This is a genomic window from Nodosilinea sp. AN01ver1 (assembly GCF_050565655.1).
In the GTDB taxonomy this organism is placed as follows: Bacteria; Cyanobacteriota; Cyanobacteriia; order Phormidesmidales; family Phormidesmidaceae; genus Nodosilinea.
This window is the reverse complement of the sequence record NZ_JBNXVS010000002.1, coordinates 276044-294561: the sequence shown is the minus strand read 5'-3', so window position 1 is coordinate 294561 and position 18518 is coordinate 276044. Positions and strand designations below refer to the sequence as shown.

At 57.8% G+C, this 18518-nt stretch carries 12 protein-coding genes; 7 read left to right on the top strand and 5 right to left on the bottom strand.

Features of this window, described 5'->3' with window-relative positions; all coding sequences use genetic code 11:
- Position 1: 1 nt before the first annotated feature.
- Together ACQ4N7_RS03740 and ACQ4N7_RS03735 are read right to left on the bottom strand one after the other, a co-directional pair.
- Complete coding sequence (locus ACQ4N7_RS03740) at positions 2-3550, bottom strand: hypothetical protein (protein ID WP_430710283.1); 3549 nt, start codon at positions 3548-3550, stop codon at positions 2-4.
- A gap of 145 nt (positions 3551-3695) precedes the next feature.
- On the bottom strand, positions 3696-6479 hold the full coding sequence (locus ACQ4N7_RS03735; protein WP_430710282.1) for a UPF0182 family protein: 2784 nt from the start codon (positions 6477-6479) through the stop codon (positions 3696-3698).
- A 364-nt stretch (positions 6480-6843) separates the two neighbouring features.
- On the opposite strand from ACQ4N7_RS03735, the gene ACQ4N7_RS03730 reads away from it, so the two are divergent.
- From ACQ4N7_RS03730 to ACQ4N7_RS03720, 3 genes are all read left to right on the top strand, one after another.
- The gene (locus tag ACQ4N7_RS03730) at positions 6844-10233 is read left to right on the top strand and encodes a tubulin-like doman-containing protein (protein ID WP_430710281.1); all 3390 of its coding nucleotides are present in this window, start codon (positions 6844-6846) and stop codon (positions 10231-10233) included.
- 146 nt (positions 10234-10379) lie between these two features.
- Entirely contained in the window at positions 10380-11939 is a 1560-nt protein-coding gene (locus ACQ4N7_RS03725) for an ABC transporter substrate-binding protein (RefSeq protein WP_430710280.1), read from the top strand.
- A gap of 182 nt (positions 11940-12121) precedes the next feature.
- Positions 12122-13144 carry a hypothetical protein gene (locus tag ACQ4N7_RS03720; protein ID WP_430710279.1) on the top strand — a complete coding sequence of 341 codons (1023 nt, stop codon included), beginning with the start codon at positions 12122-12124 and terminating at the stop codon, positions 13142-13144.
- Between the two features lie 15 nt (positions 13145-13159).
- Here ACQ4N7_RS03720 and ACQ4N7_RS03715 read toward each other — a convergent pair whose 3' ends face one another.
- Positions 13160-15082 (bottom strand): lipase family protein, encoded by a 1923-nt coding sequence (locus ACQ4N7_RS03715; protein ID WP_430710278.1) that lies wholly within the window; start codon positions 15080-15082, stop codon positions 13160-13162.
- 117 nt (positions 15083-15199) lie between these two features.
- Positions 15200-15346, bottom strand: coding sequence for a hypothetical protein (locus tag ACQ4N7_RS03710; protein WP_430710277.1), 147 nt, complete (start codon positions 15344-15346; stop codon positions 15200-15202).
- A 259-nt stretch (positions 15347-15605) separates the two neighbouring features.
- Here ACQ4N7_RS03710 and ACQ4N7_RS03705 point away from each other — a divergent pair, with 259 nt between their 5' ends.
- The 4 genes from ACQ4N7_RS03705 (at position 15606) to ACQ4N7_RS03690 (ending at position 17235) form a co-directional block, all read left to right on the top strand.
- Positions 15606-15809: a hypothetical protein gene (locus ACQ4N7_RS03705; RefSeq protein ID WP_430710276.1), complete on the top strand. Its 204-nt coding sequence runs from the start codon at positions 15606-15608 to the stop codon at positions 15807-15809.
- 168 nt (positions 15810-15977) lie between these two features.
- Positions 15978-16271, top strand: a complete 294-nt coding sequence (locus ACQ4N7_RS03700) for an RNA recognition motif domain-containing protein (protein WP_430710275.1) — start codon at positions 15978-15980, stop codon at positions 16269-16271.
- Between the two features lie 163 nt (positions 16272-16434).
- Complete coding sequence (rpsU, locus tag ACQ4N7_RS03695) at positions 16435-16623, top strand: 30S ribosomal protein S21 (protein WP_017299199.1); 189 nt, start codon at positions 16435-16437, stop codon at positions 16621-16623.
- Positions 16624-16698: 75 nt separating this feature from the next.
- Positions 16699-17235: a hypothetical protein gene (locus ACQ4N7_RS03690; RefSeq protein WP_430710274.1), complete on the top strand. Its 537-nt coding sequence runs from the start codon at positions 16699-16701 to the stop codon at positions 17233-17235.
- A 72-nt stretch (positions 17236-17307) separates the two neighbouring features.
- Here ACQ4N7_RS03690 and bioF read toward each other — a convergent pair whose 3' ends face one another.
- Positions 17308-18492, bottom strand: coding sequence for an 8-amino-7-oxononanoate synthase (bioF, locus tag ACQ4N7_RS03685; RefSeq protein WP_430710273.1), 1185 nt, complete (start codon positions 18490-18492; stop codon positions 17308-17310).
- Positions 18493-18518: the final 26 nt, after the last annotated feature.

Sequence of the window (18518 nt, the reverse complement as noted above, 5' to 3'; positions counted from 1 at the left end):
GTCATTGCGCAGCATTTTGCTGGGCATAGTTGAGGTTGGGTTGGTAGTCTACGGCTTTTTGCTGGGCCGTGGCGTAGTTGGGGTCTGAAGCCGGCACCCGCTGCATGAGACTGATGGCCAGCGACCAGGCGTCGGCTACTTCCTGCCACTGGGCAGGCGTGCTGGCTGTTTGGGCCTGGTTGGCCGCCGTCTGAGCCGCATTAACCGCCTGCCTGAACAGGTCTTCCTCAGCTACCGCCGCCGGGTCTGTCGGCAGAGAGTCAGGATTGGGAGCCGGTTGGGTAACCGCAGGGTCGCCCTCGGGGCCGCGCAGCCGACTCAGCACTCCGTTGAGCAGCAAACCCGCCAGCGCCAGCACCAGGGCCCCCAGGCCCAGACCTACAATCAGCCGCAGCGGTAGGCCAGAGCTGCCAGAGCGACGCACGCTGCCGTCGTCGTTGAACTGGTCAGGGGTGAGCGCCACGTGGGTAGAGGGGTCTGAGCCAAATTCTTGGATAAAGTCGTCGGTGGCGTCAGGCTCATCATCCATGAGGGCGGCACCGTTGCGGTCTTGAATGAAGCCGTTGCTATCTTCATGGCTGTCGCTAAATACGTCAGCGCCAAAGCCTTCAGCCCCAAAGCCCTCGTTGCCGAAGTCTTCGTTGCCGAAGCCCTCATTGCCGAAGCCCTCGTCCTCAAAGCCTTCGTTGCCAAAGCTGGCTTCGTTGCTAAACCCTTCTTCTTCGAACGCTGGGGCAGCGAAATCTGGTTCACCGCTAAACTCTCCGACGCTGAATCCTGGGGTTTCAAACCCGGCGCTACCCAAATTATCACTTTCAAATTCGACCGATTCAAAGGCTAAATCGTCGTCAGCGTCGTTGCCAAACTCCACAGGCACGGGGGTGGGGTCGGCAGCGTAGGTCTCGGGCTGTTCTGCGAAGAAGGCAGCATCGTCGTAGGCGTCAAGCTCGCTGGGGCTGTCGTCTGGGGTTAACTCGGGGACAACGTTGCCCGCCGCTGTTTGATCGAGCTCCATAGTCGAAAAGGGTAGATCGGCGTCGGCCTCTGGGGCAAACTCCGGCTCAAAGCCAGGGGTAGCGTCTGAGGTAAAGGCCTCTAGGCCCTCTGCTTCTGCTCCGAAGTCAGGGGCAGCGAAAGCGTAGGGGTCATCGTCTGCGGGCAAAAACGGCTCGGCTGCGAAGGGGTTAGAGGTGGCATCAGCGGCTTCAGCCGGTGGGTCAAACACCAGACCAGGGTCAAACTCAGCGCCAAAGGCATCGTCACTATCGGGGGTGTCTAGCCCTAGATCGGAGTCAAAGTCGCTCGTAGGCTCTTCCCAGGGTGGGGTAGAGAAGTCGGTGCTTGGCTCGGCAGCCGGTTCGGCCCAGTCTGTATTAAAGTCTGTGCCCAGGTCGGCGTCGAAATCTGTGCCCACGTCAGCACTCAGGTCTGGGGTAGCGGCACTCCAGTCGGTAGCCAAGGCCTCTTCGCTCAGCAAATCGGCGGGAAGCTCGCCTGCTGCGGCCAGATCAAAGTCGTTGGGGACATCAGTAAGGGCCGTATCTGAAACTGCAGCAGGGCTGTCTTCAGCCAGGCCAAAATCGCTCAGATCGAGGTCGGTTGTGTCACCCAGATCGGTATCAGCCTCGCCCAGGGAGGGATCGGCTGGGGCAGTAGCCCAGTCGTCGGTTAAATCTAGATCGCCCGCTAAATCGAGGTCGTCAGCTGCCCCTAAATCTTCAGGAACGGCCCCCAAATCGCTCCAATCGTCGAGGCCGACCTCGGCGCTAGCGGTGTCATCGGCAAAGCCGGTGTCAAAGGCGGCCAGATCGTCAATGGCAGACAGGTCGGCTGGCGTGGGCTCAGGTGCGATCGCACTGGTGTCGCTATCGCCCCACAAATCATCGAGGTCAGCCTCGATCTCAGGTGCGGTTATTGGAGGCGGGGGAGCATTGAGATCGAAGGCTGAACCGTCGGTTCTGAAGTCGTCAACCTCGGCGATCGCCCCAAACTCTTCTGCCCCAAACGCAGCATCAGCAGGTTCGGTGTCTAACGCTTCTAGCTCAAGATTTTCGGTGCCGAAGTTTTCGGTGCCGAAGTCTTCTGTCTCAAACGCTTCGGTCCCGAAGGTGCCTTCGAAGTCGGCATCGGCATTTGTCAGGTCGAGGTCGCCTGCGGGGGCAAGCTCTGTACCAAAGTCTAAATCGAGGTCGTCGCTAGTCCCCAGGCTGGCCTCGCTACCACCTGCTTCGGGGTCAAACTCTGCGTCGAAGTCTAGATCGAGATCGTCGCTAGCCTCCAGGCTGGCCTCGCTACCAGTCGCTTCGGGAGCGAACCCTAAGTCAAAATCAGCGGTGTCTAGCTCTAGGTCATCGGTGGTACTGGCTGCGGCTGGGGTTTCAGGCAGACCCAAATCGAAGTCCAGCTCCGCAGTGGAAAGATCGCCCTCAGGTGCTGCGGCTGCGCCAAAGTCGAGGTCTAGCTCCTCTGAGCTATCGGTAGCCAAGCTGTCGGCAGCAGGTTCTTCGACCCACCCTAAGTCAAGATCAGCGCTGGCATCTGTAGCGCGATCGCCAGAGTCTAGATCAAAATCAAGATCGTCGGCTGAGGCGGCTGGCTCAGCGTCAAAAGCCATATCAAAGTCTAAATCGGCGGGTGTAGCGCCGTCGGCTGGCCCATCCGCAAGGCCCAGGTCAAAGTCGAGGTCAGTATTGGTAGGCGGCTGGGCACCAGCCTCGGTCAGCCCCAAATCAAAATCGAGGTCGATAGGTTCGGCTGGGGGCTCGTCGGACAGCCCCAGGTCAAGGTCAAAGCTGTTGGGGTCCGCAGGGGTTTCTTCAGACAGCCCTAGGTCAAGGTCAAAGCCGTTGTCGGCGGTGAGATCAGCGGCGAGGTCGTCACTTAGGCCAAGGTCAAGGTCGTCGGCGAAATCTGGTTCAGAACCAGCATCGCTGAGGTCAAGGTCAAAGCTGTCGGCAACCTCTGGCCCAGCGCCAGCATCGGTGAGGTCGAGGCCGAAGTCGCTGTCGGTAAACGCTAAGTCTGCAGGAGCCTCAAGGCCAAGATCGCTGTTGGTCAGGCCTAAATCTAGGTCTAGATCGGCCCCGTTGAGGTCGTTGCCCAGGGCGGCATCTAGATCGCCAAGGTCGGTGTTGTCTAGGGCGGTGCTGTCGAGGTCAAAGTCGAGGTCTAGGTCGTCGCTTCCGAGGGTGTCAGTCGCGATCGCATCCCCAGGGGCGGTTTCGAAATTGAGATCAAAGTCGCTGGCTGCCGTTTGCAGCACCAGATCTTCACTCCAGGCGCTAGCAGTGGCTCCGGCCTGTTTACCACTCACGGTCAAACGCTGAATAGTAGCCAGCTCCAGCCCGGTGATGCCTTTTTTGACAAAGGCGACTAAATCAACCTGACTGGGAATTTGAGCGCCCTCTAGGTTGACCTGGAGCGTATTTTCCTGCTGCACCACATGGGCGGTAATGCCCTGGGTTTCTAGGTGGCGATTCATCAGGGCCGCGATCGCGTCTGGGTCACCCTGGCGAGCCAATTGCAGAACATTGGGAGGCGTAGTAGACATAGAGGTCTATTGAATTCGATGAATTCAGCGAACGGGCCGGAGAATTCCCTATAGTATGCCCGTGGTGGCTGATATTGGCACAATCAACCTTTGGTAGCGTGTAAACCTAGCGTAATGTCACCCTGAATGTTACAGGCCCTAAATGTTATGGAGTCTGTTGATTAAGCTGCTGCAAAATACGTTCTAACTGCTGCTGGGCCTCGCCGTAGCGCTGCCAATCGCCCTGCTGCAGCGCCAGCTGGCCGGTTTGATACGCCTCCAGGGCGGCCTGCACGAGTTCGGATGTGGTGCCAGGAGTCGTGCCGGGAGGGGGCGCTGCCTCTGGCGTTGCCGGGGCGGGCGGGCTCGCTTCCCCAAAGATAGCATCCAGGCTCTGGTCAAGGGTTTCTCGCATCACCACGCGATCGTTGTAGGCGACAATCACTCGCCGCAGCTCGGGTAGCTCGCCCTGATCGGCCCGCAGGTAGATGGGCTGCACGTACAGCAGCGACTGCTCTACCGGAATCACCAGCAGGGTGCCGCGAATTACCCCTGAACCCTGCTGGCTCCAGAGGGTGAGCTGCTCAGAGATTTCGGGCGTTTGGCTAATGCGGGCCTCGATCTGGGTGGGGCCAAACACCAGCTCCTGCTTGGGAAATTCGTAGAGCAGCAGGCGACCATAATTATCGCCATCGGAGCCACCCGCCATCCAGGCGATCATGTTGTCGCGGTTGGCGGGGGTAAAGGGCAGAATCTGCAAAAATTCTTCCCGCTCCAGCCGGGGCAGCTTCATGATGATGTAGTACGGCTCCATGGCCTCCACGGCACCCTCTTCACCGTGCTCAGGAAAGCGCCACAGGTCTTCGCGGTTGTAGAAGACTTCGGGGTTTTCCATGTGATAGGCCCGGTACATTTGGGCCTGCACGGTAAAAATATCCTGGGGGTAGCGCAGGTGCTCACGGTAGCTGGCGGGCAGATCGTCGATCGGCTTAAACAAGTCGGGGAAGATGCGGCTGTAGGTAGTCAGCAGCGGGTCGTCAGGGTCGCGGGCGTAGAGTTCTATAGTGCCGTCGTAGGCATCGATAAAAACTTTGACGGCATCGCGAATGTAGTTGACGCCGTTGCGCATCAGGGGGTTGTTGTTCTCCACGAGCGAGACCATGTCGGTGCGGCGATTGAGCGGCTCGGAGTAGGGGTAGCGATCGCTGCTCGTATACCCATCCAAAATCCACTTGATGCGCCCGTCGATTAGGGCCGGGTAGGGGTCGCCATCAAAGGTCAGAAAGGGAGCCACCTGGCGGACGCGATCGGTAATCAGCCGGTGGTAGTGAATGCGGGTTTCGGGGCTGAAGTAGTTAGAAATTAAAACGCGAAAATTGCCCAGGTCGTAGGCATAGACCAGTCGCCGCAGCCAGGAGTTGAGCGGCACGCCCCCGCTGCCGGTGTAGCGGTAGGCGGCATTGGTATCACCCTCGGGGTAGTCAAACTCATCGGTGTTGGCCCCGGTAAAAATATAGTTGCGAGTGCTTTCGCCGTAGTAAATGCGGGGCTGATCTAGAGGTAGATCGACGGTGCTGTCGGGGGGCACGTTGCGAATGAAAAACTCTGGCAGCCCGTTGGGGGTGACCTGGTTGACCGGGCTCATCACCGCGCCAAAACCATGGGTAAATTTGAGCTGGCGGTTAATCCAGTTTTGCGCTTCGGAGGGCAGCTGCTCCACCGGCAGTTCCCGCGCTGAAAGGGTGACCTGGCGGTAGTCGCCGTTGAGGGTATAGCGATCGATATCGACATCCTCAAAGTTGTAGTAGAGGCGAATTTCCTGCAGCTGCTTGTAGGTGCTCAGCAGGGGGGCGTAGTCCCACAGGCGAATGTTGTCTACCGTGGGGCTGTTGGTTTCGATCACCGCGCGGGTGAGGGTGTTCTGGGCCGGAAACGGTTCTGTGATAACGCTGTCGAGACTGTAGGCCTGCCGGGTAAACGCAATATTGTGCTCGATATAGGGGCGCTCAATATTGAGCTCGTTGGGCTCGACCACAAAATTTTGCTGAAACCAGGGGTAGAGGCCGTTGACCAGCACCAGCACGCCCAGGTAGATCACAATGCCAAAAATCGGCAGCGAAAAGCCGCTGCGGGTCAGCGCGACGATAAACAGCCCCGCCACCGCCAGGGTGACAAACCCCATCAGCCAGTAGGCCTGTAGGCGGGCGTGCACATCGGTATAGCCCGCCCCAAAGATGACGCCGCTGTCGGAGTACAGCAGCGAGAAGCGATCGAGCCAGAAGCCTACCGCCAGCACCACCGCGATCGCCGCCAGCAGCAGGCACAGGTGGGCCTTGGCCTCGCCAGTGAGAAAGTACTTCCAGCCGCGCTCGGGGCGCACCTCACCCTTCAGGGTGTAGACCGTAACGGCGATTAGCAGGGCCCAGATCAGCAGGCCCAGCAGGTTCTCCTGGATTCCCTGCCACAGGGGTAGCCTAAACACGTAGAACCCAATGTCGCGCTGAAAGATTGGGTCGGCAATGTCAAAGGCGGTGGGGTTGAGAAATTGCAGCATGGTTTGCCAGGCCGTGGCCGATCGCAGGGCTACCCCCAGCGCCAGCACAAAAATCAGCCCCGCCATGCCCAGGTGCAACAGGCGCGCAAACTGGTCTCGCTGCGCTGGGTCGCTGTAGCGGCTCAAAAATCGGTAGGCGCGATCGCGGGTCAGCCGCAGCGCCATCTGGTAGCTGGCCCACAGCCCGCCGCCGTAGAGGACAAAACTGCCCAGCCCCAGCCCCAGCTGCCACCTGAAGCGCAGCCAAAATACCGACTCGTAGCCCACCGACTCAAACCACCACGACTCGGTGAGCAGATGCACCAGGCCACCCGAGAACACCAGCAGCAGCGTCAGGGCCACTAGCCAGGGCAGCAGTCGACGGGCGCGGAGCGATTTAGTGGAGGAATAGGTCACAGGTATAGCAGTTAGGGGCAGATTGAACTTCAGTCCAGAACCTGACAATGGTTGACGGTAGCGGCTGAGGTGCCGTTGCTCCTATAAGTCTAGCGACCTCCTCCTTCAGGCTAGTCGCCCGTTCCCCCAGGCTTAACCTTTTTTTAGGACGGCGATCGCGCCAAAAGACCTAGTTGTCAACCAATTCAGGCGGCCGCCTCGCGATCGTGTCGCAGTAGCCCACGCCTCCAGTTGACCAGATGAGTAGTTAAACAGAGGCGTTCGCGATCGATTGTCAACTTTTAATACGCTCTTGCGAAATCGCCAGGATCCTGCGGAAGTTACCTGGGAAACCTACAAGCAGCCATCCTTCGGTAGCGCCCCTATGAGTGAATACACTGGTATGACCCCCACGGTAATCATTGGTTTGGGGGGAACCGGCAAAGAGATTTTGATCAAAATTCGTCGCATGATTGTGGAGCAGTACGGCTCCCTCGACGCGCTGCCCATCGTCTCCTTTCTGCATATTGACACCGAGCAGAACGCCCGTGTCTCCGAAGCTCAGACCGTGCTGAAGCAGGATATCTCCCTGCGGCCCATCGAGCAGATTTGGGCCAAGGTGGAAGACGCCAAGGCGATTCTCAACAAGCTCTCGGCCTACCACTACCTGGATGAATGGTTTCCCAGCGAGCTCAAGGGTACCGACTCAATTTTGTCGGGGGCGGGCCAGATCCGCGCTCTGGGGCGGTTTGCCTTTAGCCTCAACTACCCCCTAATTAAGGACTACTTCACCAAGGCTAAGGGACGCATCGTCGGCCACGAGAAGTTCATGCTCGATCGCTGGCAGGTGCAGCTCGACAAGGGCATCAACATTTTTGTGGTGTGTTCGCTCTCGGGCGGCACCGGCTCCGGCATGATGATGGACCTGGCCTACAACCTGCGCGACTGGGTGCCGGTGTCAGAGCTACCGCAGACCAGCGCATTCCTCGTGCTGCCAGGGGCGTTTTCGGGGCTGGGCGATCGCGTTATTGCCAACGCCTACGCCGCCTTGATGGAGCTCAACCACTACAGCCGCAGCGATACCCGTTTCGACGTGCAGTACAGCGACAGCCAGAGCGATCGCATCACCGCCCAGAGCGGGCTGGATGTGCCCTTTAACTTCACCTACCTGGTGGGCAACAGCAATGACAAAGTTACCTTCCCCACCCTGGGCGACGTGCTCGAAATGGTGGCCCAGAACGTCTTTCTCGACTTTAGCTCCGGCTTTAGCCAGTACAAAAAGCTGGTGCGCGACAACGTGCGCAAGCACTGGGCTAGCCCCGACGCCCTGGGCTACCCGCAAAACTTCATGAGCTTTGGCCTCTCCAGCATTCAGTTTCCGGTGGAGCGAGTGCTAAATGCCTGCTCGGCCCGCCTGGCCGCCAACCTGGTGGACTGGTGGAGCAACCCCACCCCGGCCCCCGCCGCCATGTCCGACCTGATTCGCACCGAGATTTTGCCCGGCCTGTTTTTGGCCGAATCGGAGCACGACCACCAGGTGATCGACAGCATCAGCATGGGCGACAACAAAAAGCCCTACGCCAAAGAAGTGGCCGACTGGGTGGCCAGCATTCGCAAGCGCCGCAACGACCTCAACATTCCCTTTGAAAACCTGCAGCGGTTCATCTCCAACGAGCAGGAGAAATACGCCCCCCACTTCCACGACACTGGCACCGACCCCAAACGCTGGAGCGACTACTTCCAAAAAATGTGGGATAACCTGAGCTGGCTGATCCCCGAAAAGCGCAAGGAGCTGCGGGCCGTGGTCTACCAAATGGTGGAAGACCGCTTCCGGGGGCCAAAGTTCACCCGCCAGTTCTTAGAAGTCTTAATCGAGGTCTTTGCCGACTTTCGCAGTAAATTTGACCAGGATCGGCAGAAATACTGGCTGCCCCGCGAGCGATCGGCCCAAAACGCCCTGCAAACCCTGCTGAAGCAGATCGACGATCACGCCAAGCAGATGATGATGCTCAATCGCAAGAAAGTGATCGAAGACGACTTTCAGGCCATTATGCAGGCGCTGGAGCAGGTCTACGTCTCTAAGGTGGAAGTCAAAGCTCGCACGCTGGGGGTGATGCTGCTCGACGGTCTGCGCGAAGAAATTGACCAGCTCCTGGTCGATCTGACCGCCTTTGAAACCGTACTGACTAGCGTGCAAACCGAGCTAAAAGACAAAGAGCGCGTCTACACCCGCGAAACCGGTGGCCTCACCGTCAACGGCATTTTGCTCTACGACGAAAAGGAAATCGACGCCGCCTACCGCAATACCGTCGCCGACCAGGCAGAAACTCTCTGCCAAACCCTCTCCCAGCAGGTGCTCGACGAACTGCGCCTGCGCCTGTTTGATATCTATCAGTTCGACGTATTGAAAACCAAAGACCTCTACGAGCGGCTGCTGGGTCAGGCGATGGATGTGTTTCGTCGCCGCAGCCAGCTCGATATTTCCACCGCCCGCAAATTCCTCGAACAGTACCCCACCGTCGAGATGCAGGAAGCCCAGATTAAAACCACCTTCGAGAAATCGGAGGCCTTTTTGCGCCTCAGCCAGGAGCAAAAGAAACTGGGCTGGGACGACAAGCTAGAGAAGTACCAAAAGCTGGTGGGCATCCAGGGCGGCAGCAAACCCACCGACCCAGCGGTATCTAGCCTGCTGCCGATGATTCGCAAAACCAGCACCGTTACCGACAAAGAAATTCGCCCTCTCAATGACCCCTACCACATCTACTTTGTACAGGAGACGGGGGCTTTTCCGCTGCGGCTGATTGAAGGCATGGAGCGGATGCGATCGCTCTATCGAGCCGTCAGCCAAGCCGACCACAATCCCCTGCATACTCACCAGGACCACCGCCAGTTTGGCGACGTGATGCCCGAAACCAGCAACGAACGCCAGGCCCGCTACAACCTGATGCTGGCCAATGCCCTGGGCCTGGTGCGCCGCGAAGACAACCGGGTGACGGGCTTTGCCGAGGTTAAGTTTACCTACCGCAACAAGCTCACCGGCTTCGACCAAACTGAGGTGATGGGCACCACCTGGCAGGAGGCGGAGGACTTTTTGCTCACCGACCAGAACCGCCGCCTGGCCGAAACCCTGGATGGCGCGATTCGCGCGATCGGTGAGCAGGCCGCCACCAAGCCCCAAAAGCAGGCTCTCTACGACCAGGTGATGGCCTACCTGCAACAGCAAGAGCAAACCCTGCCCGGTGGCTCCGACAGTGCCGAGTACCAGCGTATTCAGGCGGCTATTTCTAACTTTGTCACCACCCACCGCCTCTTCATTCCCGGGGAAAACCCACCAGCCACCGCCGCGATTCCGGCTCCCGTCGTTTCCTCACCTGCTACTCCCTCAGCCACCCAGCCACTCAGCCACCCAGCCACCCCCCCGCCCCCTGCCCTCGACTCCGAGAACCTGGGCAAATACGCCAAGCTGGTCGAAACCTGCTATCGACGCGGTACGCCTTCGCCCACCGAAATGGAGCTGCTGGAAAAATTTCGGGTGAAGTATGGGGTTTCGGTAGAGCAGGCCAGTGCGATCGCCGCCCAGTTCCAACCCCAAAACACCGTCGAGCAAGCTGCTGCCGAGTTCGCCCTCATGTTCCGCGCCTTCCTCGACAACGACGGCGACATTGATCTCGAAGAGCAGGCCCAACTGCTCGACCTCCAGGAAGAACTGGGCCTCACCAACGAACAGGTCGCCACCATTGAAGAGAACGTGCGAGCCGAAATGAACCGACCCTAGGAATTTCGGATTGTGGCTTGGCGATTTTGGATTGCCCTTTTCCTACCAGGAACGGTGAGCAGATGCGATCGCCTCAGCTGTTTAATTCAAAATTCACAATTCAAAACTTTCCCGCCTCACCACCCCATCAACTCTAAAAAATAACCATGACCGATAGCTTTAACCACGTCACCTGCCCTAAATGCGGCTACGAAGAAAACTCCATCTCGGCGCAAAAGTGTGAGATTTGCGGCCAGCCCTTGAAAAAGAGCAAGTCTATGGCTCCCGTTATTGCGGGGGTGGGAGCCGCTATCTTTTTAGGGGCGCTAGGGTTCACGGGCTACAACGCCTTTTTCAAACAGGATGCACCCGCTCCCCAAGCCCAGGCCCCGGCTGCGCCGATCGACAACGCCGCCAATGCTGGAGCGAATCCTGCCCCAGCTGCACCCACCACGACGGCAGGTCAGCCCGCCGATGTAGCGAACGCTCTGAGCTGGGGCGATCGCGTCCTGTTTACCGATGCCCCCAACCCCGATATGCAGGCCGGGGCCGCCGCCTACGCATCGGGCGACTACGCCACCGCCGCGGCGCGCTTTGAGGCGGCCCGCAAGGCTGTCCGCAACGACCCTGAGGCGCTGATCTATCTCAACAATGCCAAGCTTGGCGCTGCCCCCGCCCTGGGCATTGCTGCTGTGGTACCCATTGGCGATAGCCCCAACACCGCCCGTGAGCTGCTGCGGGGGGTGGCCCAGGCCCAGGACGAGGCGATCAAAGCTGGGACGCCCTTTAAGGTACTGATTGCCAACGACCAAAACAATGCCGGTCAGGCTGCCGCGATTGCCAACGCTCTAGTTCAAGACCCCAATGTCATCGGCGTCATCGGCCACGGCACCAGCACAACTACCCTGGCTGCAGCCCCCGTTTACCAGCAGGGGCAACTACCGATGATCGCCCCCACCAGCACTACCACCGAGCTGGCTACGCTAGCCCGCAATGGCGGCAACTTTATCTTTCGAGTCATCCCCAGCGACCAGTTCACTGGCACCACCCTGGCCCGCCACATGCTGTCCCAGGGCCAGAGCAAACCCATCGTCTTCTACAACTCCCAAAGCTCCTACAGCAAGTCGCTGCAAGATGCCTTCTCTACCACTCTGGGTCTGGAGGGCGGGCAGGTGGTCAAGCTAGTCGATCTGGCCCAGGGCAATCCAGCAGCGGAACTGCAGGGCAGCGGGGCCGATGCCGTGGTGCTGCTGCCTGACTCAGCCACCTTTGACGCGGCGATCGCCGTTGCTCAGGCCAACCAAGGCCAGCTCCCCCTACTGGCGGGTGATGCCTTCTACCGCATTGATGCTCTGCAAAAGGGCGGTGCTAGCCTGGTCGGCACCGTTGTTACCGTACCCTGGCACCCGCTTAAATCGACGCCGCCCTTTGCCCAAACCTCTTCTGGCCTCTGGGGTGGCGATGTGAACTGGCGCACCGCCCTCAGCTACGATGCGTTTCAGGTGTTGAGTTCAGCCCGCACAGTGGGGAATGTGGCTCCCGGCAGTGGTCTGTCAGGGCGAACTGCAATTGGTCAGGCGCTGGCCACCCAAGGATTCTCGGCTAATGGATCCACAGGGGCGATTAGCTTCTTGCCGTCAGGCGATCGCAACACCACCGTGCTGCTGGTCAAAGTACAGCCGGGCAGCCGCTCGGGCACCGGGTTTGACTTTGTGCCCTTGCCCTAGGGCGTGTCATTAATTGTGGCTAAAAGCTCGGGATATCAAGCCTTGCCACGCCCGACCCAAAAGACAAGCTAGGGGCTGTAACCCTTGATTTTTGAACGTTTAGCAGTTAACTGATGGTAGCCCCTAGGCGCTCATTGACCAATGCATAATTGCACTTCGCAGTACGACGGCGGGTAGGAACTATGAAATATCGGGATTTTCGATGGACAGCCAAGCTTGTTGTGCCCTTGGTTTTTAGCGGCGTTGCCCTCGCCCTGGGGCATAGCGTTATTGCTCAGGAATGGCCGCCGGAAAGCCTCATCACATCAACAGCTTCACGCAACATTTGGTTGATTGCAGCTCTGCTTTGCCTGTGGCTTTTCATCCCTCTGATCGCAACCATTGTTATTTCAATACTGGCTTTTAGAATTTCTCCCACAGAAGCCATTGAGGCGGAGGGAGAGAACGTTATTAAGGTTTTGCCTGGGCTCAAATTTAAGGCAAGGGGGCCAACAGCCACGTTTATTATTCTCTTAGCTCTCAGCTCTCTGATTGTATTGACTCAGATTGGCAATGTGATTGCTCCCATCAATAGTGGTGTAGAAATGGCCAAACTGAGAAAATTCTTAGTTGATCAACAAATTGTTGACTCAACGGAAGAGAGTCTCGGCAGTCTAGACATAGATTCTGCTCTCGATCTCCTCGATCGCTATCTCAGCAGCACAAAGAACAGCCTAAACCCTTGGACTCTAAACACGAAGGTGGGGCTCTACCGGCCCAACTCCCCCAGCCCTAGCTTGATGTCCGACAGCGAGGTGAGGCGTATTGTGGATGAAACAACTCTTTCTGTACACGTGGATTCTGTACCGAAGGTAGAGCCTCCCTTCGGTACCAATGTGACAATTGAAAAGCTGCTGTATTTTCCGCTTGGGATCAAAACAACCGACGACATTCGTAAAGCGATCGAGGACAGTAGCGACGGCGTCAACTTAAACTTTCTGGTAGTCAAACCTGGGGAACCTTTCCGCTACGGCAAGGAGGCCAACCTCAAGGGAATGAGCCTGAGTGGGCAACTAGACTATCAGGAATCTAGTGCTGGCCAGGGCTCGCCAGCGGTGTGTAAGGGTGAGCAGGAAGGGTTAACTTTATCGGTCAATTTTGAGGAGCGCAGAATGTGGCTGGGTCCCTGTGTGCTGCTAGACTACGAAATTTCTCAGACCCCTTAAACAGATAGCTCTCCACTAGCCATCTAGGCTGCTGCGCCGCGCCCGCATGCGCTCTTTCATGCCCTCAACAAAGTCGCCAGCGATCAGGCCCTGCTCAATTTCGAGCTTCGCCTCTTCTTCCTCGCGATCGAGGGCCTTTTGCAGGTTGGCCACGTAAAACTCCATTTTGTGGTCATCGATCGCGTCGGGGGTGCCAGAGGTGACAATGGCGCGAATAATGCCCAACAGCCGGTCGGGAAAGCGCTGGGTCATAAACGACTGGCGGCGCAGGTGCCCAGAGTCGTTGAAGTAGCGAAACTGGCCCATGTGGCCGTACACCCGCGTTGGCACCCAGGGAATAATCTGCGGCGGAATCATCGGCACGATGTCGTTATTGTTGACGTAGCGAATGATGCGATCGCCCATGCGGCTGTTCATATAGTTGACCAGCTTCCAGTCGGCCACGCGGGGCTGGCCAAAGGTATACAGCCCGCTGACCTCAAACCCCTGGGTCTCCAGCGCAATGGTCGCCACCGCCGCCAGCGCGCCTCCCAGGCTGTGGCCCGTCACCCAGAGCTTGGTTTCTGGGGTCCACCACTTGCGCAGGTAGTAGATGACCTGTTTTTCGACGCTCTGCCAGGCATCTAAAAAGCCCCGGTGGACTCGTCCGGTGGGGGGCACTGCCTCCTGATCGGCCAGCACCGTAAACTCTTTGAGGCGAATTTTTAAGTTGGTCTTCCAGTCGCTGAGCTGCTGCGTGCCCTTAAACACCAAGATCAGGTTGTCGCCCTTGCGAAACATAAACGCCTGGGTATCGGTAATCAGCATGTTGAGGTACTTGAAGTTGTTGCGAATATCGCGTTCGCTGGTTTCTTCACCCTCGCGCAGCCAGTCTTTGATCACTTCTACCACGTACTGGCGGTTTGAAATGCGCTTCCAGCGGTTGTCGATGTCGTCACTCAGCCACAGGCGCGAAATATCAGTCACGTAGTCGCGGTCTTCGTAGACCAGGTGGGCCGCCTTGGCCAAACACAGCGCCCGGTAGGTGTCGTACTTGCTGTCCTCTTCTAGATCAATGCCGCTGAAGTCGTGGGTAGAGTAGGGCGGCGGCAAAATTTTGAAGCCAAAGCGCTCAAACAGCTTCTGTACTCGCCCGTAGCCCGCCCAGTGAATGTAGTGAAACAGCTTGTCGTAGAACCCCGAGCCGCCTTTGCGGCGGTAGCGGCGATCGCCAATTAAATTAATCCAGTAAATAATAAAGGGCTTAATCTCCTCAGCTGTCACCAGGCCCGACTCGATCATGATCTCGAAGTACTCCAGCCCGCCCAAAAACGAGTCAAACCAGTCGCGCAGCGTGACTTCAATGATGAATTCTTCGTTGTCGTACTGCTGCACCAGCTCCAGAGTTTTGGGGGAAATGGCGGCATTTTGGCTGGCCAGACGCTTGATTTCATCGAGACCGCAGCGCATTTTGACCATCTGATCGTGCGATCGCAGCGCCCGCCTGAGCCGATAGTCAGTTGCCTCAAAGTCAATTAGACGGCCATCTTTGGGGTGATTGATGTAGAACGTCCGGTATTCCTCGTAGTCGAGAATATCCAGCACGTTTTTGATAGCCGGGCGCTCGCGAAATGACTTCACCTCCTGGCGGGCCAGCTCGACCCGCTGCCAGCGCCGCTGCTGCTGATATAGGTGCAGCCAGGTCAGGGCAATAAACGCTCCGCCCGCCAGACTTAGGCTGGCTAGCAGCAGGGCTGGAGAAAGCCCCCCTATCACGCGTACAGGAGCCCTCAGCAGGCGTCTGGGAAGACTCTGGGCTATGGCCGAACTAGAGCCGCTTAGCCCCTGCAACACCGAGTCGGCAGCAATGTCTGCCCTAGCCTCAGGCCCCAGGGCTCCGGCACCCACGGTCAACCACAGTGAAGTCCCAAAAACCAGGAAAAAACGACGAATGGCCATAGTCTCTAGCGGCAAACTTCCGGTTATTGCCCTGATGCTATCGGAAAAACCCCTATACAACCTAATAGAGGGCCGCCGGTTCCTAAATTGTCAAACGGCATTGCTAGATACCTATGGTCAAAGGGGCGTCGCCATAGCCGAGGGCAGCAGGTCGAGCAAGCTGGGGTCTACCCAGTACAGGCCCGCCAGCACCAACAGCAGCAGTAGCGTACTCGCTAGCAGCCACAGGGGCCAGCGAGGCGTGGTTTTAGGAAGTAAGCTCATAGGTCGCTCTGGTCGTCAGTGGGGCTGCTCTAACCATAACGGTTGTGCGGAGGAGGCGAAACGTCCTGGTGCAGCTAGGGACAACCCTTGTGTTAGCTCATTCTGTGCAACTCTACTGTCGAACCATAACGGGCCCAAGACTAAATTTCCTTCCTAAGGACAGGGCTTAAGGACAGGGTTGGGGTTGTTACAATTTTTAAGGGCTTTTCATAATAGATGTAGGTGCCCTAACGCTGAACTATGGGGTTAAACAGAAACAATGGCGGTTAACTGTGCAGTAGATTGTAAAGACGGCTGTGTGCTGGGAAACGACTGTCCCAACTTAAAATACACCGCCGAAGCCTCAAAATTTATTTCTGACACCTCCCTCGATAAAATGCTCGAGATGGCTGATGAAGCGGTGCGGCGCAAAATGATGGAGCGGGCTTCGCAACCGCCCAAATGGGTGCTACCAGAGGACTAGACGGTTCTATCAGGCAGCGCTACGATTGTCACCATAATGGCCATCAGGTAGGCCTGTGCTATCGTGTGACAAGCAAGTTGTTAGTAGCATTACCGGCTTGGCATCGTCCTTAGTTGAGTACATCTCCTTATAACTTTCTGCTTTTTCTCTCTACTTGGAGATGCGTCCATGTCGATTTACGTAGGCAACCTGGCCTTTAGCGCCACCCAAGACCAGCTCACCGAGGTCTTTGCCGAATATGGTGCCGTTAGCCGGGTGAGCATGCCCACCGACCGCGAAACCGGTCGTCCTCGCGGCTTTGCCTTTGTAGAAATGGAAAGCGAAGCCGACGAAGATGCCGCCATTGAAGCCCTCGACGGGGCCGAGTGGATGGGCCGTGACCTCAAGGTCAACAAGGCTCGTCCCCGTGAATCGCGGGGTGGCGGTGGTGGCGGCGGCGGCGGTTGGAACAACCGTCGCTAGGTTGCCTGACTCAGTCAGGGTTTTGCGGCAGCCCGCTGCAGCATCGGTTACACAGGCATCGATTGCCAGCTGGGTATCGCAAGCGCGATATCCAGCCGTTTTGGTCTGGCGCTGTCGACAACAGGTTTAAGCTAGCGTTAGCGAAGTTTCTTAGGAGTAATTAATGGCCCAGGTTGTATTGGGAGAAGACGAAAATATTGAATCGGCCTTGAGGCGATTTAAGCGAAAAGTGGCTCGGGCAGGAATTTTTTCAGATATGCGAAAAAATCGCCACTTTGAAACCCCGATTGAAAAGCGCAAGCGTAAGACGATCGCGCGTCAAAAGCAGCGCCGCTGGGGTTCGAAGCGCTAGTAAGAGAGCCGAGCTGGCTTCCACAGCCACCGGCTCAATTCAGTTTTAAACATTGCTCGTATAGGAAACCGGCTTATGCTACCTGAGTCAGCACAGCAGGTTTCAAAGCTGCGTGCGCAGTTTTACCGCTCATTTGCCGATGCTCTAGATGCGTCTGCCTGCATTTCTAATATCAATATTCCCAGAGAAAAGTCTTACTCTAGTACCCTGCCCCGGGTGTCTTGGACAGACGATCAGGGTCGCTCGAACTACCTCTGCATGTATGCTCACTCTGCCCCTGATGTGCTGGTACCCGATCGCCCAACCATCCTTCGCGTTGGGGTCAATTTAGGGGCCGAGCTGGCTATGGGTGCTAGCGCTGAGCGGGGTCGCCGCCGCTACAACTGGAGCTGCCAGTTTTACCTCACCCTGGTATCAACAGAACTATCCGCTGCTCTACCCTGGATTGTCAAAGCCTTGGGGCAGCCCTGTGGTCTTGATTTGGAGGCTCTGCCGGAGTTGCCGTATACCCTTGAGAGCAAAACGGCGCAGGTAAACTCCCTGTGGACTCGTCTAGCTTTGCAACAGGTGCAGCAGTCTCAGGCGACCATTGGCTCTCCCTCACTTGCCTAAGCTAGGGCTGTACAACCAGCAGGGCGATCGCAGCGACATCTAGCCAGATAAAACAACGCAATTCTTCGCTGGTTACAGTACCCGCTGTAAACCAGCTAGCAGCTGATCTAGGTGGGTCTGCTGGTGGGTAGCCATCAGGGTAATGCGCAGGCGACTGGTTGGCACCGTGGGCGGTCGCACGGCCGCCACCCACAGCCCCATGGACTGGAGCTGTTCGCTGGCGGCTACAACAGTCGCCGCCGAAGACACTTCTAAACAAATGATGGGAGACTCTGAGGGCAGTCGCCGTATGGGGTGTGATGTCTCTGCTTGGGTTAATATCGCATCTAGTTGCGCCATCACCTGCCTGACATGGCCCCAGAGCGCGGTGCGGCGCTGGGGTTCGCCCTGCACAATGTGAATCGCCGCCAGGGCCGCTGCTGCATCGGCGGGCGATAGTCCTGTGGTGTAGATCCAGCTGGGGGCACGGTTGCGCAGAAATTCGATTAGGGGCTGAGACCCGGCTACATAGCCGCCCAGACTGCCTAAGGCTTTGCTCAAGGTGCCAACCGTAATTAGAGGTCGGCCAGTACAGCCAAGGTGTTCTACGGCACCAGAACCCTGGGCACCAAAGATGCCTGTACCGTGGGCTTCATCCACCAGCACCATGGCGTCGTAGGTGTCTGCCAGCTCAAGAATCTCGGGCAGCGGGCACAGGTCGCCATCCATACTGAAAACGCTGTCGGTGGCGATCAGGCAGCGGCGGTGGCGATCGCGGTGAATCTCCAGCATCTCTCGCAGATGGGCCACATCGCCGTGGCGATAGTCAATCGCTGTCGCCCCGCTGACTTTGCTTCCGGCTCTGAGGCTAGAGTGGTTGTACTCGTCGCCTAAAACCAGGTCTGGGGTGCCAACCAGGGCCGCGATCGCCCCCAGATTGGCCAAATACCCCGAGCTAAACACGATCGCGTCGTCGGTGCCCTTGAGGGCCGCGATCGCCCGCTCTAGCTGTCTGTGCAGCTCGCGGTGGCCGCTGAGCAGGCGCGAGCCCGTGCTGCCGGTGCCATAGGTGTGGATGGCCGCAATCGCCGCCTCGGCCAGTCTGGGGTCGCTTGCCAGCCCCAGGTAGTCGTTGCTGGCAAAGTTGATCAGGGTTTGTCCCTGACGCTGCACTACGGCCCCTGCCGTCCCGTCAACCGCCTGCACCTCACGGTAGCGGTGGGCACGGTGCAGCGCAACTAACGAGTTGTTTAGCCAGTCGTAGGGCGTTGTGCCCATAGAGGTGAGCCTGCCTTAAATTCCTA